17 protein-coding genes are annotated in these 19,019 nt (G+C 63.5%); 5 read left to right on the forward strand and 12 right to left on the reverse strand.

Translation table 11 applies throughout. The features are described 5' to 3' along the window. Positions 1–32: 32 nt before the first annotated feature. The 7 genes from rpoN to E4T66_RS03855 all read right to left on the reverse strand — a co-directional run bounded on the left by rpoN (position 33) and on the right by E4T66_RS03855 (position 6,495). Positions 33–1,487, reverse strand: coding sequence for an RNA polymerase factor sigma-54 (gene rpoN, locus E4T66_RS03825; protein ID WP_136847592.1), 1,455 nt, complete (start codon positions 1,485–1,487; stop codon positions 33–35). Positions 1,488–1,682: 195 nt separating this feature from the next. Further along, positions 1,683–2,318, reverse strand: a complete 636-nt coding sequence (locus E4T66_RS03830; protein ID WP_136847593.1) for a response regulator — start codon at positions 2,316–2,318, stop codon at positions 1,683–1,685. A 59-nt stretch (positions 2,319–2,377) separates the two neighbouring features. Next, positions 2,378–2,929: a PilZ domain-containing protein gene (locus tag E4T66_RS03835; protein ID WP_169577463.1), complete on the reverse strand. Its 552-nt coding sequence runs from the start codon at positions 2,927–2,929 to the stop codon at positions 2,378–2,380. Positions 2,930–2,938: 9 nt separating this feature from the next. Continuing rightward, a complete protein-coding gene (gene fliS, locus E4T66_RS03840; protein ID WP_248679417.1) occupies positions 2,939–3,322 on the reverse strand; it encodes a flagellar export chaperone FliS in 384 nt (127 codons plus the stop codon). A 121-nt stretch (positions 3,323–3,443) separates the two neighbouring features. Then, on the reverse strand, positions 3,444–4,784 hold the full coding sequence (gene fliD / locus E4T66_RS03845; protein WP_136847596.1) for a flagellar filament capping protein FliD: 1,341 nt from the start codon (positions 4,782–4,784) through the stop codon (positions 3,444–3,446). 48 nt (positions 4,785–4,832) lie between these two features. Beyond that, positions 4,833–5,252, reverse strand: coding sequence for a flagellar protein FlaG (locus E4T66_RS03850; protein ID WP_136847597.1), 420 nt, complete (start codon positions 5,250–5,252; stop codon positions 4,833–4,835). Positions 5,253–5,343: 91 nt separating this feature from the next. Beyond that, on the reverse strand, positions 5,344–6,495 hold the full coding sequence (locus tag E4T66_RS03855; RefSeq protein ID WP_136847598.1) for a flagellin: 1,152 nt from the start codon (positions 6,493–6,495) through the stop codon (positions 5,344–5,346). A 376-nt stretch (positions 6,496–6,871) separates the two neighbouring features. Between E4T66_RS03855 and E4T66_RS03860 the strand changes: the two genes are divergently transcribed. The 5 genes from E4T66_RS03860 to E4T66_RS03880 all read left to right on the forward strand — a co-directional run bounded on the left by E4T66_RS03860 (position 6,872) and on the right by E4T66_RS03880 (position 12,527). After that, a complete protein-coding gene (locus E4T66_RS03860) occupies positions 6,872–7,378 on the forward strand; it encodes a Csu type fimbrial protein (RefSeq protein ID WP_211242750.1) in 507 nt (168 codons plus the stop codon). Between the two features lie 69 nt (positions 7,379–7,447). Then, the gene (locus E4T66_RS03865; RefSeq protein WP_136847599.1) at positions 7,448–8,212 is read left to right on the forward strand and encodes a fimbrial biogenesis chaperone; all 765 of its coding nucleotides are present in this window, start codon (positions 7,448–7,450) and stop codon (positions 8,210–8,212) included. Positions 8,213–8,258: 46 nt separating this feature from the next. Beyond that, on the forward strand, positions 8,259–10,556 hold the full coding sequence (locus tag E4T66_RS03870) for a fimbria/pilus outer membrane usher protein (RefSeq protein ID WP_136847600.1): 2,298 nt from the start codon (positions 8,259–8,261) through the stop codon (positions 10,554–10,556). Beyond that, on the forward strand, positions 10,553–11,032 hold the full coding sequence (locus E4T66_RS03875; RefSeq protein ID WP_136847601.1) for a Csu type fimbrial protein: 480 nt from the start codon (positions 10,553–10,555) through the stop codon (positions 11,030–11,032). The genes E4T66_RS03870 and E4T66_RS03875 overlap by 4 nt, the downstream gene beginning before the upstream one ends. A 226-nt stretch (positions 11,033–11,258) precedes the next feature. Further along, the gene (locus E4T66_RS03880; protein WP_169577464.1) at positions 11,259–12,527 is read left to right on the forward strand and encodes an OmpP1/FadL family transporter; all 1,269 of its coding nucleotides are present in this window, start codon (positions 11,259–11,261) and stop codon (positions 12,525–12,527) included. Between the two features lie 18 nt (positions 12,528–12,545). Here the strand turns inward: E4T66_RS03880 and flgL are convergent, their stop codons facing one another. Genes flgL through E4T66_RS03905 form a run of 5 tightly spaced genes read right to left on the reverse strand, consistent with a single transcriptional unit; the run spans position 12,546 to position 19,016 of the window. Then, positions 12,546–13,739 (reverse strand): flagellar hook-associated protein FlgL, encoded by a 1,194-nt coding sequence (gene flgL / locus E4T66_RS03885; RefSeq protein WP_136847603.1) that lies wholly within the window; start codon positions 13,737–13,739, stop codon positions 12,546–12,548. A gap of 5 nt (positions 13,740–13,744) precedes the next feature. Continuing rightward, complete coding sequence (gene flgK / locus E4T66_RS03890) at positions 13,745–15,625, reverse strand: flagellar hook-associated protein FlgK (RefSeq protein WP_136847604.1); 1,881 nt, start codon at positions 15,623–15,625, stop codon at positions 13,745–13,747. A 4-nt stretch (positions 15,626–15,629) separates the two neighbouring features. Next, entirely contained in the window at positions 15,630–17,213 is a 1,584-nt protein-coding gene (gene flgJ / locus E4T66_RS03895) for a flagellar assembly peptidoglycan hydrolase FlgJ (RefSeq protein ID WP_136847605.1), read from the reverse strand. Positions 17,214–17,240: 27 nt separating this feature from the next. Further along, entirely contained in the window at positions 17,241–18,362 is a 1,122-nt protein-coding gene (locus tag E4T66_RS03900; protein ID WP_136847606.1) for a flagellar basal body P-ring protein FlgI, read from the reverse strand. Positions 18,363–18,374: 12 nt separating this feature from the next. Continuing rightward, the gene (locus E4T66_RS03905; protein WP_248679419.1) at positions 18,375–19,016 is read right to left on the reverse strand and encodes a flagellar basal body L-ring protein FlgH; all 642 of its coding nucleotides are present in this window, start codon (positions 19,014–19,016) and stop codon (positions 18,375–18,377) included. Between the last annotated feature and the right edge of the window lie 3 nt (positions 19,017–19,019).

The following is a 19,019-nucleotide window of genomic DNA, read 5'->3' on the forward strand; positions in this document are numbered from 1 at the left end:
TTCGCCCCCACCGCGGCGTTGACGCCTCCCGGTCAGCTGACCAGACGCAAATGCCGTCCTTTCTGCACCGGGATACGGTCCTTTGCCGATGGAATCCGCATGGCCTCTCTGTATTTGGCCACCGTCCGTCGCGCAACCCGCACTCCGTTACGAGCCAGAATCGCGGTAATGTCGCCATCGCACAAGGGCGCGTCGGCGTTTTCGGTATGGATTATCCGACGAATCATCGCTTTGACCGCTGTTCCGGAGGTTTCGCGGTCGGCGCCGGCGATCTGGGACGGGAAGAATGCCTTCAGCTCGTAGACACCCCACGGCGTCTGCACCCACTTGTTGGTGGTCACGCGGCAAACGGTGGACTCGTGCATGCCGATGGCTTCGGCGATCTCGCGCAGCGTCAGCGACACCATGCCCTCCTCGCCCTGTTCCAGGAACGCAGTCTGGCGCTCAAAAATCGCCCGTGCCGTGCGCAGCAGAGTGTCATGGCGCATCTCGATCCCGCGCACCAGCCAGCGTGCCTCCTGCAGCTGGTCCTTCATGCCGCGATGGCTGGCGCCACGCTGCAGCAGGTTTTCGTACAGACGGTTGACGCGCACCCGCGGCAGGCGTTCGGCGTTGAGCTCGATCTTCCAGGAGCCCGGAATGCCGCTGACCAGCACATCCGGCAGCGCCACTTCGGCCGGAGCGGAGTAGCTGGCGCCCGGCTTGGGGTTCAGCGAAAGAATCAGATCCATGGCGCGATGCAGATCCATGAAGTCGACTTCCAGCGTCGCGCACAGGCCCTCGAAATCGCGCGAGGCAACGCGTTCCAGTTCGGTCTCGACAATCTCGCGTGCGAGCACCCGGCCCGGCGTACCGCGCGGCATGGCGTTGATCTGCAGCAGCAGGCATTCACGCAGGTCGCGTGCGCCGAAACCGCTCGGTTCCACGCCCTGCACCTTGGTCAGGGCCGCTTCGAGTTCAGCCTGGTCCGGCGTCGGATTCAGTCCCGACTCCAGCGCCACGCCCTCCAGCGGCTCCGCCAGGTAGCCGTTGTCGTCGATGGCGTCGAGAATCGCAGAAATCAGCCGTGCCTCGCGCGGAGTCGAAATCACCAGCTCCAGCTGGCGGATCGCCGACAGACGGGCGTCAACGGTTTCCGGCGTCGGCAGGCGCGCTTCCCAAGGTTCGTCGTCCTCGCGGTTGGGCTCGCCACTCGACCAGGATTCGCGGCTGGACCAGTCGAAGTCGGCCTCGACCTTGCTCGTGGCATCCGGATCGACGCCGCTGACTTCCTCCGACGCAGCGGTGGTGTCGCGCTCGATGACTTCAGCCTCTTCCTCATCGGCCGTGTCACCCTCGACCGGCTCCAGCATCACATTACGTTCCAGCGCCTGACGCAGCTCCTGCTCCAGTTCAAGCGACGACAGTTGCAGCAATCGGATCGACTGCAGCAGCTGCGGCGTCATCGCCATCGACTGGCTGGTGGTGAGATGCAGGTTTTGCTTCATTTTGATTCTCCTGGCGCGGATGACTCAGCACGGATTCAGCGTGTAGTCAGGTTCGCGAATTGCATGGGAGAACCAAAGCAATATTTTCCCTACATCAAGTAGGGTAAACCCTTACATATGTCGGATTTTCGACAGTGGCCATGCAAGCATCGGCAAAGCCAGTCGGCCGCGGGCGGCAAGCGCCCGCGAGCGCACTCAGATGTGCGCGTAGTCCATGCCGGTACGGATGGCGTAACGCATCAGCGCATTGGTGCCATACAGGCCCAGGGTATTCATCAGACGCGCGCGATGGGTTTCGACGGTCTTGACGCTGACGCCCATCAGGGCGGCAATTTCCTTGGTCGACTTGCCACGCGCGATCAGCTGCAGCACCTGTCGCTGCCGCGGCGTGACCTGAGCACGATCCTCAGCCCGCTGACCGTTGCGCCGTTCGACCACCTTGTGCGAGATCGAAGGGCTCAGATAGACCTGCTTACGCGCCACGGCGCGCAGCGCGATGCCGAGCTCGGCCGGCTCCGCTTCGGTTGAAAGGAACCCGGCGGCACCGGCGCGCAGCGCACTGCGCACGTTCTGACCGTCTGTCAGCGACGAAAGCACCAGCACCGCCACATCGGGATAGTGCCGGTGGATCTGCACCAGCGCTTCGAGACCGCTCATCTCCGGCAGGTTGATTTCGGTGACGACGAGATCTGGATGCAGGCGACCAACCATCTCGAGCAGGGTCTGACCATCCCCTGCCTCACCCACGATCTGGGCATCGGTCTGCTGTTCAAACAGGGTCCGCAGCGCGGCGCGCAACAAGGTTTGCGACTCGGCCAACACTATGCGCATGCGGAACGACTCCCCGATTCATTTGAACGTTCCCGCGATTGTGGATGAACCACTTCGAATCAGGGCTTGCCGGCCGGTGAGCGTGCTTCTGCAACCGACCGTCGGTGGCGACGGAAGACATAGCGCTCCAAAGCGGCATCCAGGGCTTCAGGCGGTGTCAGAAATTTCGCACACACCTCGCCATCCTGGTGCGCGACCACCTCTGCCGCCCACACCAGCCGCTGAGGAGCGCTGGGATGCAGTTCCAGCTCCACCCGGACCCAGCTGCCGACGGCGAGGTCAAGCCACGACTGCGGCCAGGCCAAGCCTTCCTTGCTCAACAGGACCGGGACTTCAGCCGCATGCGAGCGCAATCCGCGCACCAGCGTCGCCAGCAGATCCAGGACCAGGTCGATTTTCTGATGCAACCGATCGATCTCGGCGTCGTCACCGCTCCCGCCGGCGTCGGCGCGGGCATAGGCTTCGTCCAGCGTCGCCACCGCCGCCAGCACCCGCAGATCGGCATCGTGCCATTGGTGCAACTCGTCGGCCGCCGGAATGCTCGACAAGGCCGTGACCTCCAGCGGCACCCGGTCGCGGTAGCTCAGCCATTGATCGAGCGGATGCGGCACGGCAATGCTTCAGCTGGTCGCGACGGCGTCCCAGCCGCTCTTGAGCTCGCGCGTCAGCTGCAAGACCTCGTCGATCATGGCGGCGTTGTTGCTGGCGTTGGCCTCAATCAGACGCCGCGCCATATAGTCGTACAGCATCTCGAGATTGCTGGCGATGGCGCCACCCGCCTTTTTGTCCAGACTCAGCCGCAGATGATCGACGATCGACAATGCGGACGACACCGCCCGCAGCTTGGTCTGGGTTTCACCGTTGCCAATCGCACCGCGCGCCTGCGCCAGCCGATCGATCAGTCCGCCATACAGCAACTCGATCAGCTTGTGCGGCGTAGCTTCGATCACACCACCAAAAGTGGAAGCGCTCTGATACTGACTGACTGCGGCGGCGTAGGACACGGTTTGACTCTCCAATGACTCTAATGACTCTGAGGCCGGGCCTCTGATGGATCATTTATCGGCATGCGTTGCGCCACCTTGAGGCTTGAATCCGTCCGGCGTCGACCAACGGCGGTGCCCATCACTTGGTGCTGTTACGCAGCGCCGCGATGCTCTCGAGCTGCTGGCCCAGATAGTCACTGGTGGTCGTCAGCTGCGAGATCAGGGTATCCAGCGCGGTGAACTGCGCCAGGTAACGTGCCTGGACCGACTCCATGCGGCGATTCAGCGCATCGGTCTGATCGCTGATGTCGTCGAGGCGCTTGTTGATCGACTCGGTCCGCGATTCGATGATGCCGTCGTCGCTGATCAGACCTTCGAGCGCGGCATCCAGGCGCGTGGCGATGCCGTTGTCACCCCCGAACAGACGCTCAACCGAACCGCGGTCGGTCGTCAGGGCCTCGGTCAGCTTGCTGCTGTCGACTTCCAGCGTGCCGTCGGTCTGGATGCTGATGCCGAGCTGAGACAGATGCGAGAAGCTACCGGCATCGCTGACGATGGAACCGATGATGTTGCGCATCTGCGAGGCGGCGCCACGCACGGTCGAATCGCCGTTGAGCGATCCGGCACTTCCGGTTTCCGGATCGTACTTGGTCAGCGACTTGATCACCGTCAGCGTGTCGTTGTACGACTTGATGAAGCTCTGGATCGCGTCGGATGCCGCCGCCGTATCGGCGGTCACACTCAGCGACGCGGTGTTGCCCGGATCTGCGGACAACAGATTGATCGACACGCCGTCGATCGCATCGGTCACGGTATTGGACGCTGAGTAGACGTCGTAGCCTTCGACCCGCAGGTGCGCATCCAGCGGCGCCTGCTTTTCGGTGAAGCTGAGCAGCGACGAACTCACGCTGACGGCGTGGGCCAGCCCGGTGTCCTTGGCTGTGAGCAACAGGCGCGTCCCGCCGGACTCGTTGATCAGGGTTGCGGTCACGCCGGTATTGTCGGCGGCGTTATTGATGGCATTGCGCAGGTCCGCCAGCGTATTGGCGCCGTCACCCAGGGTCACCGTGAAGGCGTCCGCACCGACGTTGATCGTCACATCGCCGTTGCCCAGCGACGTATTGGCACCGCCGACAAAGACATCGCTGATCTGCTTGCTGGCCTTGGCCAGAGAAACCACTTCGATATCGTAGTTGCCGACACTGGCGCTGTCGGACGCAGTAACGGTGAACACGCCCTCGTTGGACGATGACGCTGCAACCGACTCCAGCGATCCGCCGGACATCAGCGCGGACAGCTTGCCCTGCAAGCCGGACAGCGTGCCCTTGAAACTGCCCAGCGCGGACAGCTGCACATTGAGCTTGGACTGGGCCGTGCTCAGCCGATTGGCCGTCGGCGCCCGTTCGGCCGCCACCAGCTGCGATACCAGCGAGCTGACATCCAGGCCGGAGCCGATACCTGCAGAAGAAATCGTCGCCATCAGCTGTACTCCTGAATCCTCATCCGGATTGCGATCACGCGGGTCACCTCAGGCGACCTCACCAATCAATCCGCTGTGCCCCTGCCGCAGGTTGCGCGCGATGCGCAGCGCTTCCTCGCTGGGAATCTGCCGGAGAACCGTGCCGTCGGCACGATCGATCACCGATACCACCACGCGATTCAGATCGCGATCCACCCGGAACGTCACTGCAGCACCCGCTTCGGCGGCACTGCGGGCCATTTCCTCGACCAACGCCTCGAGCGTGCCTGCAGACGGTTCGGCGGCGGCAGCGGCCTGGGCCTGCTTGCGGTCACCGGGCGTCCGATCCTCCTGTCGGGGCTGACCGGAGCTGTTGGCCACCGGAGCCGGCGGCGGGTTGACCGGCGCCTGCAATTGCGCTGACACGTCAAAAAGGCCGTCACCCCGAGGTGCAGCCGCTGCGGTTACCGCTGAAATCTCTGTTGTCATCTCAAGCCTCCCGGTCGCCATCGGCGTCTCAACGCCGGTTGCGGGAGAACGGCCCCGGAGCCGAGTGCTCCGGGGCCGCGCCGCCTACCTGTTACTGAAGCAGACTCAGCACGCTCTGCGGCGCCGAGTTGGCCTGGGCCAACATCGCCGTACCGGCCTGCTGCAGGATCTGCGTGCGGGTCAGGTTCGCCGTTTCCTTCGCGAAGTCCGCATCCATGATCCGCGAGCGGGCGCTCGACAGGTTCTCGGACGTGGTCGACAGGTTGGAAACCACCGACTCGAAGCGGTTCTGCACCGCACCGAGGCTGGCACGCGCCGAGTTGATCGTCTGCAGCGCGCTGTCGATCTGGTCGATCGCCAGCTGGGCACCGGCGTAGGACGCCACGCTCAGCGTGTCGATGCCCGTCGTGGTGCTCGCCGTACCGACCGAGCCGTTGGCCCAGCCTGCAACGGTCGCGTCATTGGTCGTGCCAGCAAAGGTGATCGCGGCCGCGCTGGTCAGAGAAATCTGGCCGGTGGCTGAGTCGTACGAAGCACCCACGCCGGACTGAGCCGACACATTGTTGATCGCGTTGACCAGCTGTCCGGCGCGTTCGGCAGCGCTGCTGGCGCCGCTGATGGCACCGATGTCGACACCGTTGACCGTGACACCGCCGGCAGCAATCGCCGTGCCGAAGCCGGTCAGGCTCGAAGCGGCGACCGACAAGGCCCCACCCGTTGCCTGCGTCACCGAACCCAGCGCTGCGGTATTGGCATCGAGAATCGACGACACCGTGATGGTTTCACCCGCGTTCGCACCGACCTGGAACACTGCGCCGGTGAAGCTGCCGTCCAGCAGGTTCACACCGTTGAACTGCGTCTGGTTGGCCACGCGATCGACTTCGGACAGCAGCTGCGAGACTTCGGTCTGCAGTGCCGCGCGGTCGGTGTTGGAGTTGGTTGCGTTGGACGACTGCACCGCGAGCTCACGAATACGCTGCAGCGAGCTGGTGACCGTGCCGAGGGCACCTTCAGCCGTCTGCGACAGCGAGATGCCGTCATTGGCATTGCGACCGGCCTGATCCAGACCGCGGATCTGGCTGGTGAAACGCTCGCTGATGGCCAGACCGGCAGCGTCATCCTTGGCACTGTTGATGCGCAGACCCGAGGACAGACGCTGAATCGAGGTGGCCAGGGACGACTGCGAAGTGTTGAGATTACGCTGAGCGTTCAGCGACATCACGTTGGTGTTGATGACTTGCATGTGTATCTCCGTTTGGACTCAAAGCGGACCCGGTGCGATCGAGCTCCGGTCCTAATCTCAGCGGTCCCGCTCGGGGATGGTTTGCCGCTGCTGACGGTTTATCGGGAGCCCCACGGAAAACTTGAGAGAAATTTCTTACACAGGATGAACGGTCATGCTGCTGCGGAAGAACGGTCGATAACCCGCTTGGAAAGCGCTTTCAGGTATCGCAGCAGGGTCGTAGACCGGTTCGGCATGGTCCGTCCTGTGGAATCCACGTAGGAATTTCTCCTACCACTGCTCGGTCCAAATAATGCCGCCCGTCTCTCGCGACAATTTTCTGACGCGGGACGGCTTATAATTAGTTCCACACCGATCGCACGGCATGGGAGCCAACATGATCTACCTCAATCGCACTTACATCACCGCTATCGCCGCAATGGCTTGCACGGTCCTTTCGACCAGCGCGTTCAGCGCCACGGTTACGGACAACCTGGTGGTCAATGCAACGGTGGTGAATAGCTGCAGCGTCACCGGTGACACCCTGAATTTCGGCAATGTCGACGCATTGACGGGAACCACGGTCGATGTGACGGCCACCATTTCGGTGACTTGCACGCTCGGCACGACCTACAACGTGCAGCTCGATCAAGGCACCTACGGCGCCAGTGTCACCACCCGTAAGATGCAGAAGGCTGCCAGCACTGAGCTCCTGAGCTACCATCTCTACACCAGCGTACTGAATACAACGGAGTGGGGAGTCACGAATGGAGTCGACACGGTTGCGGGGACAGGCCTCGGCATCGCCGCAACACCCCATCTGGTCTACGGTTCCATTCCCGCGGGCCAGGAAGTCCCCGCCGGCAGTTACAGCGACACCGTCACAATCACGGTCGCGTACTGAAGCAATTCAGACTGCGCGCCTCATGCCGGTGATTACCTCCGGCAACAATCCTCGGCATGAGGCGCCGCGATGAACCAACCCGCTCTGGTCCGACGGGCTTTCGTCCAGCTCAGTAACACGCTGCTGTTTGTACTGCTGCTGGCACTCGGCACCACCGGCGTTCACGCCAATGGCGTCAAAGTCACGCCGGTCCGCCTGTATCTGGGCGCCCACGAGCGTTCCACCGCCGTCACACTGAACAACGGCACCGCACAGACCAAGCGCTTCCAGGTCGAAGTGCAGCAGTGGTCTCAGGTCGATGGCAACGATGTCCTGCAGGAATCCAGTCAGGTCATCGCCAACCCGCCCCTGTTCAGCCTGAAGCCGGACCAGACCCAGGTGATCCGCATCGGCTTCCTGAAGTTGCCCGATCAGCCCTCCGAACAGGCCTACCGCATCTTCGTCAGGGAGGTACCGGACAATGGCCCGGTGGATCCCGCGGCAGAACCAAGCCTGGGGGTACAGGTCCTGATCCGTTATGCGATTCCCCTCTTCGTTGCGCCCAGCGCTCCGATCAAGCGGCAACTGATCTGGACCGCACGCCGAGACGACCATCACTACATCGTCACGGCCCAGAACAACGGCAACGTCCACGAACGGCGCGCACAGCTGAAAGTCTACGCCGGCGAAAGCTCGAGACTGCTGGGCTCGGACGATGCGCTCAATGACCTCCTGCCGGGAACCGCCAAGACGTGGACCTTTCCAGCGGACACGACGAGTGAGAAGCAGCTTCGCATCGAGGCGATCAGCGACCGCCCAGCGGGGCCGGTGATCGACAGAATCCTTGTGCACTAGCAGGCATCGCCTCGCCTTCAGACTGCTGTGCGGTGCATTGCTCGGCGTGAGCGCTATTGCGGGCGCCGCGCCCGGCGCCGACGCGGAGCAGTGCGACACCCCGTTGCCACCCGCACCCGCACAGCCGCAGCCCGTCCTGCTCCACGTCGTCCGGCATCCTCAGGATCGTGGCTTTGACACCATCTTCCTGCAGCTGCCCAATGGACATCTTGCTGCGGACAGCGACGCGCTCAAGCAGATCGGGATCGATGCTCGCCCACCCGAATCGACCCGAGTCGAGGGTCACTACTACGACCTCGACCGCTTTGACGGGGTCGATTACGCGCTCAACCCCTGCACCCAGACGCTGACCGTCAATGCAGCCGCGCTCCGATCGATTCACGTCATCTCGCTGCGTCCCGAACCCGAACCGGAATCCTCCGCAGTCACCTTGCCGCGCAGCGGTTACGCGCGATTCGACCTGGTGTATGCCCACACCGCGGGCAGCGACGCGATATCCGGCTTCATGGACCTGGGGCTGACGCTGCAACAGGGGCAACTGACGTCGGGCCTGCTCTACAACGACGATGAAGCGATTCGCCTGGATACCGCGTGGACCCTGCCCGTGCCGGACACGCTGACAACGCTGCGACTGGGCGACAGCATCACCCGCGGCGGGCTACTCGGATCCGCGCGACGCTTGTCCGGCATCCAGTGGGGCAGCGACTTTTCGCTGCAACCCACGCTGGTGACCTTTCCGCAGCCATCGGCCAAGGGCATGGCGCTGATTCCGAGTTCGGTGGATGTCTACGTCAACGATGTCCTGCGCAGCCGCAATCAGGTCGACGCCGGCCCGTTCCAGCTCAACGACATTCCGGTTTTCACCGGCGACGGCACGGTCCGGCTCGTCGTCACCGATCTGCTCGGACGCAGCCAGGTCCTGGAATACGCGTTCTATGCCACCCCGCAATTGCTCAACGCGGGGCTGACAGACTTCAGCTTCGCCGCCGGATTTTCCCGGCTCAACTACGGCACGCGATCAAACGACTACGGGCCGGGCTCGGTCAGCACGCTGTTTCGCCACGGATTCTCCGATCAGATCACGCTTGAGACGCAATTCGAGTCCGGCGATCAAAGCATGTACGCGGCCACCGGAATCACCAGTCAGCTCGGCACACTCGGCGTGCTGCAACTCGGCATTGCCGGCGCCGGCGGCGACGCCAATGGGGGCCAGCTCAACGCACGCTTTGAACGGATCGATCCCAGCTGGTCATTGCGCGCGCAATGGCTGTCAGGCGGGCAGCACTTTGTGCGCATCGGTGAGACCACGCCCAGCAGCATCCGGCGCAGTCTGGTCGAACTCAGCTGGAATCGTCCGAACTGGGGATCGATTGCCGCAAGCTGGCTGGAAAACCTCGATGGCAACGGCAGCCGGATCAATGGCGTGACACTCTCGGTCACGCCGCATTCCCTCTTCGACATCTTCGTCACCGCTGGCGTGCGCTATGACCTGAACGACGAACACCAGCATTCTGCCTATCTGCTGATGTCATACGCCTGGGGCGGCCAAACCAACCTGAATGCCTCGGCCCAGCACGACTCCGGAGGCAACACCTATACCGCGAGCGCCAGCCACCGGTCACGCGGACCGCTGGGCTGGCAGACTCGCGCCACGCGATCCGCCGGCGAGTTCCAGCGCACGACGCTCGGCTCGGCGTATGTCGATCCGCGCGCCGTGATCAGTGCCGAACTCGACGATGTCGACACCGGCACCGCCTACCGCGCCGGAATCCAGACCGAATTCGCCATGCTCGACCAGGACTGGTTCTGGACTCGCCCGCTTTCCGGCCCCTTTGCCGTTGTCGATACCGGCGCGGTCAGCAACGTCAGAGTCTTCAACGAAAACCATTTGGTCGGCAGCACCGATGAATCCGGACTTCTGCTGGTCCCCGGGTTGCGTCCCTATCAGTTCAACCGTCTCTCGGTTGCCGATGACGATTTCACGATTGAGCGCCGTATCGACGGCATCCGCCGCGAGGTCATGGCGCCGGGCTTCGGCGGCATCCGCGTACCCTTTGTCAGCGAAGAAACGGCAGCGCGCCGCTTGCGCCTTGAGCTTGATGAACAACAACCCGTGCCGCCGGGCGCGGACATCGTCGTCCGCGAAACAGGCGAAGCAACATTTGCCGGCTTCAACGGCGAAACCCTGTTGAGCGGTCCCCAGGCTGACTACACGCTTGATGTACGCTGGAAAGATGGTCTGTGTCGGGCACAGGTGCGGTTGAATGCTCACGATCGCCTCGGCGACCCGCTTCAGCCGGTCCGATGTGTCTCCCTCGATTCGCTGCAGGATGAATCACCATGACCTCGCTTGCTCGTAGGCCCGCACTGCTGATTCTGCTGGCGGCCGTCGCAATCGGCATCGTTCCTCAACGCGCTCAGGCGCAGCTCTCCTCGTGCTCGGTGTCGCTGTTGCCGGTGAGCTTCGGCACGGTGGACGCATCCTCTCCGATCACCACCACCGGAACAGGGACGATCACCGTCACCTGCACGGGCTTGAGCCTGTTTTCCTACACAATCCGCCTGAGCACCGGCGGCTCGGGAAGCTTCGCATCCAGACGCATGCTGTCCGGAAGCAATCAACTGCAATACAACCTGTACCGGGACATCACACGCACGCAGGTCTGGGGCGACGGAACCGGGGGAAGCTATTCCGTCACCGGCACCATCGTCATTCTCGGCAGCGCCATCCCGTACCCGGTGTACGGCTCCATTCCGGGCAATCAAAACGTTTCATCCGGCACGTACTCGGACACGATCCAGGTCACGGTCACCTACTAGCGCGCTGAACGCCCCGAGCTCGCCGCAACACGCTGACACTACACGGGCAAAAATCCGCACAGACCCATCAAAAGTGTGGGGTAAAGCTACGGACTCCGCGCTATATCTGTTCTGTCCGCACCGAAGTGCGACCCTTCCGAAGGCACAACCCCGTGGCAACGCTCGTCAACGACGCCTGCGCGACCCAACGGGGATAGAACAGAAAAGAACAGAACTAATGACATTGATGAATTCGAAGACTTCCCGCGGCGTCATGACCGTGGGTTCGATCCTTTGGGCGGCATCGCTGCCGGCTCATGCGGCCTACGGTCCGTTCGAGCATGGGTACGGCATCAAGTCACTGGGCGCTGGCGGCATCGGCTATACCAGTGCCGAGGACAGCTACTGGATTTCCGGCAACCCTGCGACTGCCGCAACGCTGGGCGCGCGTTACGACATCGGCCTCGATTGGGTCACGGTGCTGCCTAGCGGTCGCATTTACGACAACGCGGCGGGCCCGGACGAAACCTATTCGTCCGACGGCACACGGCAGTTTCCGATTCCGCAGGCCGGATGGATCCGCCCCCTCAGCGACCAGCTGACGCTCGGCATCAGCATTTTCAGCGCGGGCCTGGGCACCGACTACACCCACAATCCCTACGAACGCTTCGGCGGCGACCCCGTTGGCGGCCTGGCAATGAGCCAGTCGGGCATTGTCAGCGCGCTGGCGTACAAGCCAAGTCCGCAGCAGGCCATCGGCATCAGCCTGAATGTCAGCTACCAGACGCTCGACGTCAAAGGCATCCAGCCGTTCGCGGCACTGTCCGAGAATCCGGACAAGTTCACCAATCAGGGCAACGACGGCGCGTTCGGCATCGGCTTCACCGTGGGCTGGACCGGCGAACTTGCCCCGGGCCTGAGCGCGGGCCTCGCCTACCGCAGTACCACCTGGACCCAGCGCACCGACGACTACGCCGGTCTGCTGCCGGATCAGGGGCGCCTGCAGCTGCCGGCGATCTGGGGCGGCGGCCTGGCGTATGCGCTGCGCCAGGGTCTCACTGTTGCCGTGGACTACCAGCGCGTTGAGTACGCCTCGGAGCGCGCGCTGGGCAACCCGGTCAGCCGTCTCGACCAGGGCCATCCGATGGGATCCGACAACGGCCCCGGCTTCGGCTGGCAGGATCAGGACATCTACAAGCTCGGACTGGTCTGGAATCTGACGCCGACGCTGACGCTGCGCGGCGGCTACAGCCATGCGAGTCAGATCGTGGCGCGGACGGAAACCCTGTTCAATCTGCTGGCGCCCGTGGTCGGCCAGGATCACTACACCGCCGGTGCGAGCTGGCAATCGAAGAGCGGATGGGAGTTGAGCGGTTACGCCGCGGTGCTCGAGCGCAAGAACATCCACGGCCAGCAGTCGATTCCCGACGCATTGGGCGGCGGCGAAGCCAACGTCAAGAACGACATGTACATGTGGGGCGTCTCTGTCGGCCGCCCGTTCGGCGACGCCGACTGACGACACAAGACGCAGGCGTCAGCGCAGATAGTCGAACAGCGACAGCCCCTGCACCGACACATAGGATTTCTGCGCCGCCTGTAGCGCCACCATCTGTTGCTGCAGACGGCTGGCCGCCTCGACCACGTCGACATCCCGCAGATTCGACAGGGCTTCGGTCACGTGCAGATTCTGTGTGCTCAGCAGGTCCAGCGCACCATCTGTTGCGGCAAGGCGCACACCGACACTGGATTGCACGCTGGTGACGTGCGTTTCTGCCGCGCTGAGTTCGGTCAGAGACTGCTGCAGAGCGGTCTGGAATTGTGCGCGCTGCGCGCCACTGCTCTGCGGTTGTTCGATCAGGTTCGCCAGCTTGTCGATCAGGGCAAACGCATCCTGCGCCTGACTGGGGCCGACGCTGAAGCTGTCGCCATCTGCCGGGGTCCCGCTGAAGGCGAGATTGACGCCGCGGAAGCTCAGGGCCTGCCCTTCGCTGTAGGCGCCCGACTGGATCACGGTGTTGCCGGTGTCGCGAATCTCGTAGTTGCCGCCGCTGAAGCTGACGCTGTAGCTGCCGCCATCCCACAGCGATGCATCGGTAACACCGGTGGAGCCGACTTGCAGACTGCCGGTATTGCCGCTCCCGGCCTGCACCGCAAAGGTTCCGTTGCCGGTCTTCAGGCGCATGAATACTTCACTGCCGGCATCGCCCGCAGCGACGCTGCGGCTGCTGCCGATCTGCACATCCGAAACCTGTTGATTGCCGTTGTACGTCGCGCTGCCGCCGCTCCAGGAAAATGGTGCGGACGCGTCGGCGGTGCCGCCGAACAGGTAGCGTCCCTGGCCGTCATCCTGATTCGCCACGGCGAGTAGCTGATCGCGCAGGCTACGAAGCTGGGTCGCAATCGTGGCGCGGTTCTCGTCCGACTGACTGGCGGTATTGGCCTGGATCGACAGCTCCCGCACGCTCTGCAGGATGTCGGTCGCCGACGCCAGCGAGTCCTCTTCGAGATACAGGCGCTGCTGCACCGATTGGGCATTGGATGTATAGCGTTCAAGCTGCGCCAGATTCTGGTCCATCCCCATCGCGTTGGCGTAACCCGTCGGATCATCGCCGGCACGCGACCATTTCTGCTCTGAGGTGAGCTGATTCTGAGTCCTCGCCAGCGCGGCCTGCTGGTGGAGCATCTGATCGACGCTCTGCTTATAAAACTGTGCGGTGGAGATACGCATGATGATTAGCCTCGCACGGCGCTGATCAGTGTCTGGAACAGCTCGTCAGCCACCTGGATCACATGGGCCGAAGCCTGATACGCCTGCTGGAACTTCAGCAGGTTGGCAGCCTCCTCATCGAGGTTGACGCCCGACACGGACTGCTGCTCGGCAATCGTCTGTGCCTGGATCGACGCCTGTGCATCCAGGCTCAGTGAAGTCTGGTTTGCGGTCTGCCCCACGCGTGCAACCAGCGCACTGGCAGCCTTCAGCAGCGATTGCGTGCCGCCTTCGAGTACGCCGCCCTGCCCGATCGCAGCCAGCGCGCGGGCATTGCCGTTGTCGCTGCTGCCTGCGCCGGCAGCTGAAACCGTGAAGGCATCGCCACTTACAGGCTGACCGCTCAGTGTCAGCGACCAGCCGTTGACCGAAATCGGACTGCCGCTGGTGTAGGCGAAGCTGCCACTGCCGTTGATCTGATAGGTGCTGGGGCTGGTGAACGTGATCGAAACACCATCCAGCAGCTGCGCATTGCCGGCATCATCGACCGTGAGCGCTTTGACGGTCGCGGTACCGCTGTTGTTCAAGCCGGTGTCGACCACCAGCGGCGACGCTGCGGCAACCCGACCCGGATCGGTGATCGCCAATGACAGTTGCCCGGCGAGCTCGCGCGTCGGCTGCAGCAGGAAGCTGTCACCTGCCGCCGGAGCGCCGGAGACTTCCCACTGAAGACCGTCGGCGACGAAAGGATCCAGCGCCGTGCCGCTTCCGGACAGCGGAACCGCCGCGCCGGTACTGCGATTGGTCATGCTCCAGTTGCTGCCGTCATACCGCAGCAGATAGTCGTTACCGGTGAGATCACCGGAAGCACCGATCTGTGCGGTGACACTGGCACTGCCGCTGTTGTTTGCGTTCGGCAATCCCGTCACGCTCAACGCGCTGAAAAATTCTCCGCCCAGTTCGCCGTAGGCATCCAGACCCTGGGCATGCTGGGCATTGACCGCTTCAACCAGTCCGGCGGCCATCTCGCCCAGCCCGTTACGCGCCGGCTCGATAACCTGGCGCAAGGTATCGACCAGTCCGCCCAGCTGTCCGCCGCTGATCTGACCGGTGATGGTCGCACCCGCGTAGGTAATCTCGATCGCGCCGCTGTTGTAGGCGTCGCCCTTGACGCCCAGATTGGTGCTGAGCTGTCCCAGCACCAGCGACTGACCGGTCGCGGTAAACACGTTGACGCTGCCATCGTCCTGGGCCACGGTTGAAACACCGATCAGGCCCGACAGCTGCTGGATCATCTGATCGCGCTGATCGAGCAGGTCGTTCGGCGGATCACCGCCCGCGCGCGCCTGCGCCAGCACGATGGTCTCGTTCATCTTGGCGATCTGGGCGGTGTACCCGTTGATCTGATCGACCGTGGACGTCGCGGCGCTGGTGACTTCGGACGCCATCTGATCCAGCTCGGACTGCATCATGCCGAAGCTGGATGACAGCGACTCGGCAGCCGACAGCAGGCCGTTGCGTGCCGCATCCAGTGTCGGGTTCTGCGCCAGCGTGTTGGCCGCATCCAGGAAGCCCGTGAGCGCCTTGGACACGCCCGTGGTCGGATCCGAGGTCAGCGTGTCGACCCGCGATGCGTAATTGGACAGCACTTCCAGCCGCTGATACGCCGAGTTGCCGGACAGCAGGCGCTTGGTGACCAGCGCATCGGTGATGCGGCTGATCGAGCCCACGCTGACGCCGGTGCCGATGTACCCACCGCCGGCCGCCTGCGGAGTCCGCGACACAAAACTCACGCCCTGGCGCGTATACCCTTCGGTATTGACGTTGGCGATATTGTTGCTGGTCGTGTGCAACGCCGTTGTCGTTGCACGCAGACTCGACAGCCCGATGGAGAGAAGATCGGCCATGGCCTTACACCGTCAGTGCCCGCGCCGCGCCGGTCTTGGCCAGCGCCGTGTTCATGGTGCGACCGTGCGCGATGCGCATGATCTTGTCCGAATAGCGTGGATCGGTGGCATACCCGGCCTTCTGCAACCCGCTGGTGAACTGGCGCGCGTCGCCGCCGTGCCGCAGTGCGTCCGCATAGCGCGGATTCGACTGCAGGAAGTTCACATAGTCGTCGAACGCGTCGGCGATCGAGTCATATGAGCGGAAGCTGGCCTGGGTTCTGTGCATACGTCCTTGGCTGAATTCGGTGGTCCGGGAGCTCACATCTGAGCCCTGCCATCTCTTATCGGCCTTGATCCCGAAAAAGTTAAATGAGGCGCTGCCATCGGGGTGCCGCAGCTGATGCCGGCCCCAGCCGGTCTCCAGTGCCGCCTGGGCGACCAGGACCTCGGCCGGCACGCCGATCTTCTCGGCGGCCTGACGCGCGTGCGGCATCACCGTGCTGACGAATTCGGCTGCGGAACGCGGGCGCCAGTTGTCGGGAACGGCTGACGCCACAACGGCTTCGCCGGCAGCTTTGCCGGCTGATGCCACGGTTTCCGCCTGGGCGCCCTGTGCTACCGCGGCAATGCGCCGCTGCACGAACACCGCGTCCGGCTGGGCTACGCCCGTTGCGACATCGGTCCTGCCGATGGCACTGCGCGCCGCCTGAACGGTGCTGCCTTCGGCAATGCGCATGACCTTGTCGGCGTAATTCGAATCGGTCGCATAGCCGGCTGCCTGCAGCCCGGCAATGAATTTCTGGCCATCGCCTCCGTGCTGCAAGGCATCGGCATAGCGCGGGTCATTCTTGATCGATTGCGCATAGTCGTTGAAAGCAGACTCCAGCGAATCATAGGCCCGGTAAGCGGTGCGGCCGGTCCCGTGCGGTCCGAACAGACGGCTGCTGCGCTGACTGACGACATCGCCGTCCCAGTCCGATCCGGCCTTGACGTTGAAGACGTTGAACGAGGTGTCGCCGCCGCTCTGGCGCGGCTGCTGCCGCCCCCAGCCGCTCTGCAGCGCCGCCTGAGCCACCAGAACCTCGGGTTGAATGCCGAGCATGCGCGCGGCGTTGCGCGCCGCCGGCAGCGCCGCTTCGGCAAATTCCGTCGGGGTCTTCGGCCGCCAGTCGCTCGGCAGCTCCGGCGCTTGCTCCGCGAGCATCGGTGAAGCGGCAGTCGTTGCCAGCTTGATGCCGGCCGATGCCGAAGTCGCAGTCAACGGTCTGGTCGCGGCCTTGGCGGCCGATTCCGCCGCCGTATCCGTGAGTTCAGGTCCGACCTTCAGCTGGCGGATCAGCATGTCGGCAACGCCGAAGCCCTTGCTGGCAGCCAGCTGCTCGGAGATCTGCTGGTCGAACATTTCCTGGTAGAACGCGGTCTGCTCGCCACCCAGCGCATCGTCGCCCAGACTGGCGGAGCGCATATTCTTCAGCATCTGCTGCAGCATCATGGACTCGAACTTGGGCGCAATCTTTTCAAGCGCCTGGCTCTCGTTGCCGCGCGCCTGTGCACGCAGACCCGAGAACTGGGAAAAGTCGAATGCATTGACCTGGCTGTTGATCATGGCGCCATCTCCTCCGCGAGCGGTGCTCTAAATGACTGTGAGTTCGGCGCGCAATGCACCGGCCTCACGCAGCGCCTCGAGGATGGCAACCAGATCGCCCGGCGCTGCGCCGACCTGATTCACGGCCCGGACCAGATCGTCCAGCGACACTCCGGCATCGAACACGAACATGCGCCCGGCGCCTTCCTGCGTTACCTGGATCGAGGACTCCGGCACGACCACCGTTGCGCCATCTGAAAACGGCGCCGGTTGTGAAACTTTGGGTTTCTCGGAAATCGTCACGGCCAGGGAGCCGTGAGCCACAGCGGCCGGCATCACGCGCACGTGACTGCCGATCACGACGGTACCGGTCCGTGAATTAATCACCACGCGCGCCGCGGCTTCACCCGGCGTCAGTTCGATGCGCTCCAACTCCGCCATAAAGGCGACGCGACGGTTGGCGTCCGTAGGCGCCAGCACTGACACCGAAACCGGATCCAGTGCGCGGGCAAAGTCGCCGCCCAGCGCTGCGTTGACGGCCTCGGCGACTCTCGCCGCCGTGGTGAAATCGGGCGTATGCAGATTGAGCGTCAGTTCCGGCTTGCCGACAAAATTGTTCGGCACGTCACGCTCCACCGTCGCGCCGTTCGGAATGCGGCCCGAGCTGGGCACATTGATCGAGATGCGCGAACCATCCTTGCCGGACACCCCGAGACCGCCGACGACAACATTGCCCTGCGCAATCGCGTAGACCTGACCGTCAGCGCCCTTCAGCGGCGTCATCAACAATGCACCGCCACGCAGCGAGCCGGCATTGCCGATCGACGACACGGTGATATCGATGGTCTGGCCCGGCTTGGAAAACGGCGGCAGTTCGGCAGAGATCGCCACTGCGGCCACGTTCTTCAACTGCGGATTGACGTTGGTCGGCACCACCACGCCCAACTGGTTCAACATCGAGCGCAAGCTCTGCGTCGTGAACGGCGCCTGCGTGGTCTGGTCGCCGGTGCCATCCAGGCCCACGACCAGGCCGTAACCGATCAGCGCGTTGCTCTGCAGCCCCTGGACGCTGGCCAGATCCTTGATGCGCTCCGCGCTGGCCGGTGCGCTGAGCGCCAGGCCCAGCAGTGCACCGAGAGTCGCGGTCAGAAAGCGGGTTGATGCGTTCATCGAAGTCTCCGGTCAGAACGGGAAGAACGCATTGAAGAAGCGCGCAACCAGTCCCATTGAGTTGGCGCCATCGACCACACCCTTGCCGCCGTACTTGATCTTGGCGTTGGCGATGCGATCCGAAGTCACGGTGTTGCCGGGCTGGATGTCGGCCGGGCGCACGATGCCCTCCACCGACACCGTCTCCGACCCCTGATTCAGCGCGATCTGCTTCTGTCCGCTGATCACCAGATTGCCGTTGGGCATCACGCGGGTGACCATGGCGCTCAACGACCCGCTCAGCGCATTGGACTGGTTGCTGTCGCCACTGCCTTCGAACGACTGCTCGGTACCGACGTCGAAATTCAGCACTTCGGTGCCACCAACGGTGACGGGTCGCCCGGCGATCGTCGGCGGATTGATGCCGATCGAGGTGCCTTTGCTGGTGCTGGTGTTGGCGGACTTCGAGGCGTCGGTCTTCTCGACCAGCAGAATCGTCAGGATGTCGCCTACCTGGCGCGCCTTGCGGTCCTCGAACAACACGATGTTGTTGTCGGCACGATAGATCGAGCCATCCGCAATCACCGGCGGCGGCGCCATCTCTTCCGGCCGCACCTTGCCGCCGGAGCATGCCGCCAGCAACACCAGCGGCGGAAGCAGAAACAGAACTTTCACGAC

The sequence above is a fragment of the Sinimarinibacterium arenosum genome, from assembly GCF_005047655.1.
In the GTDB taxonomy this organism is placed as follows: Bacteria; Pseudomonadota; Gammaproteobacteria; order Nevskiales; family Nevskiaceae; genus Solimonas.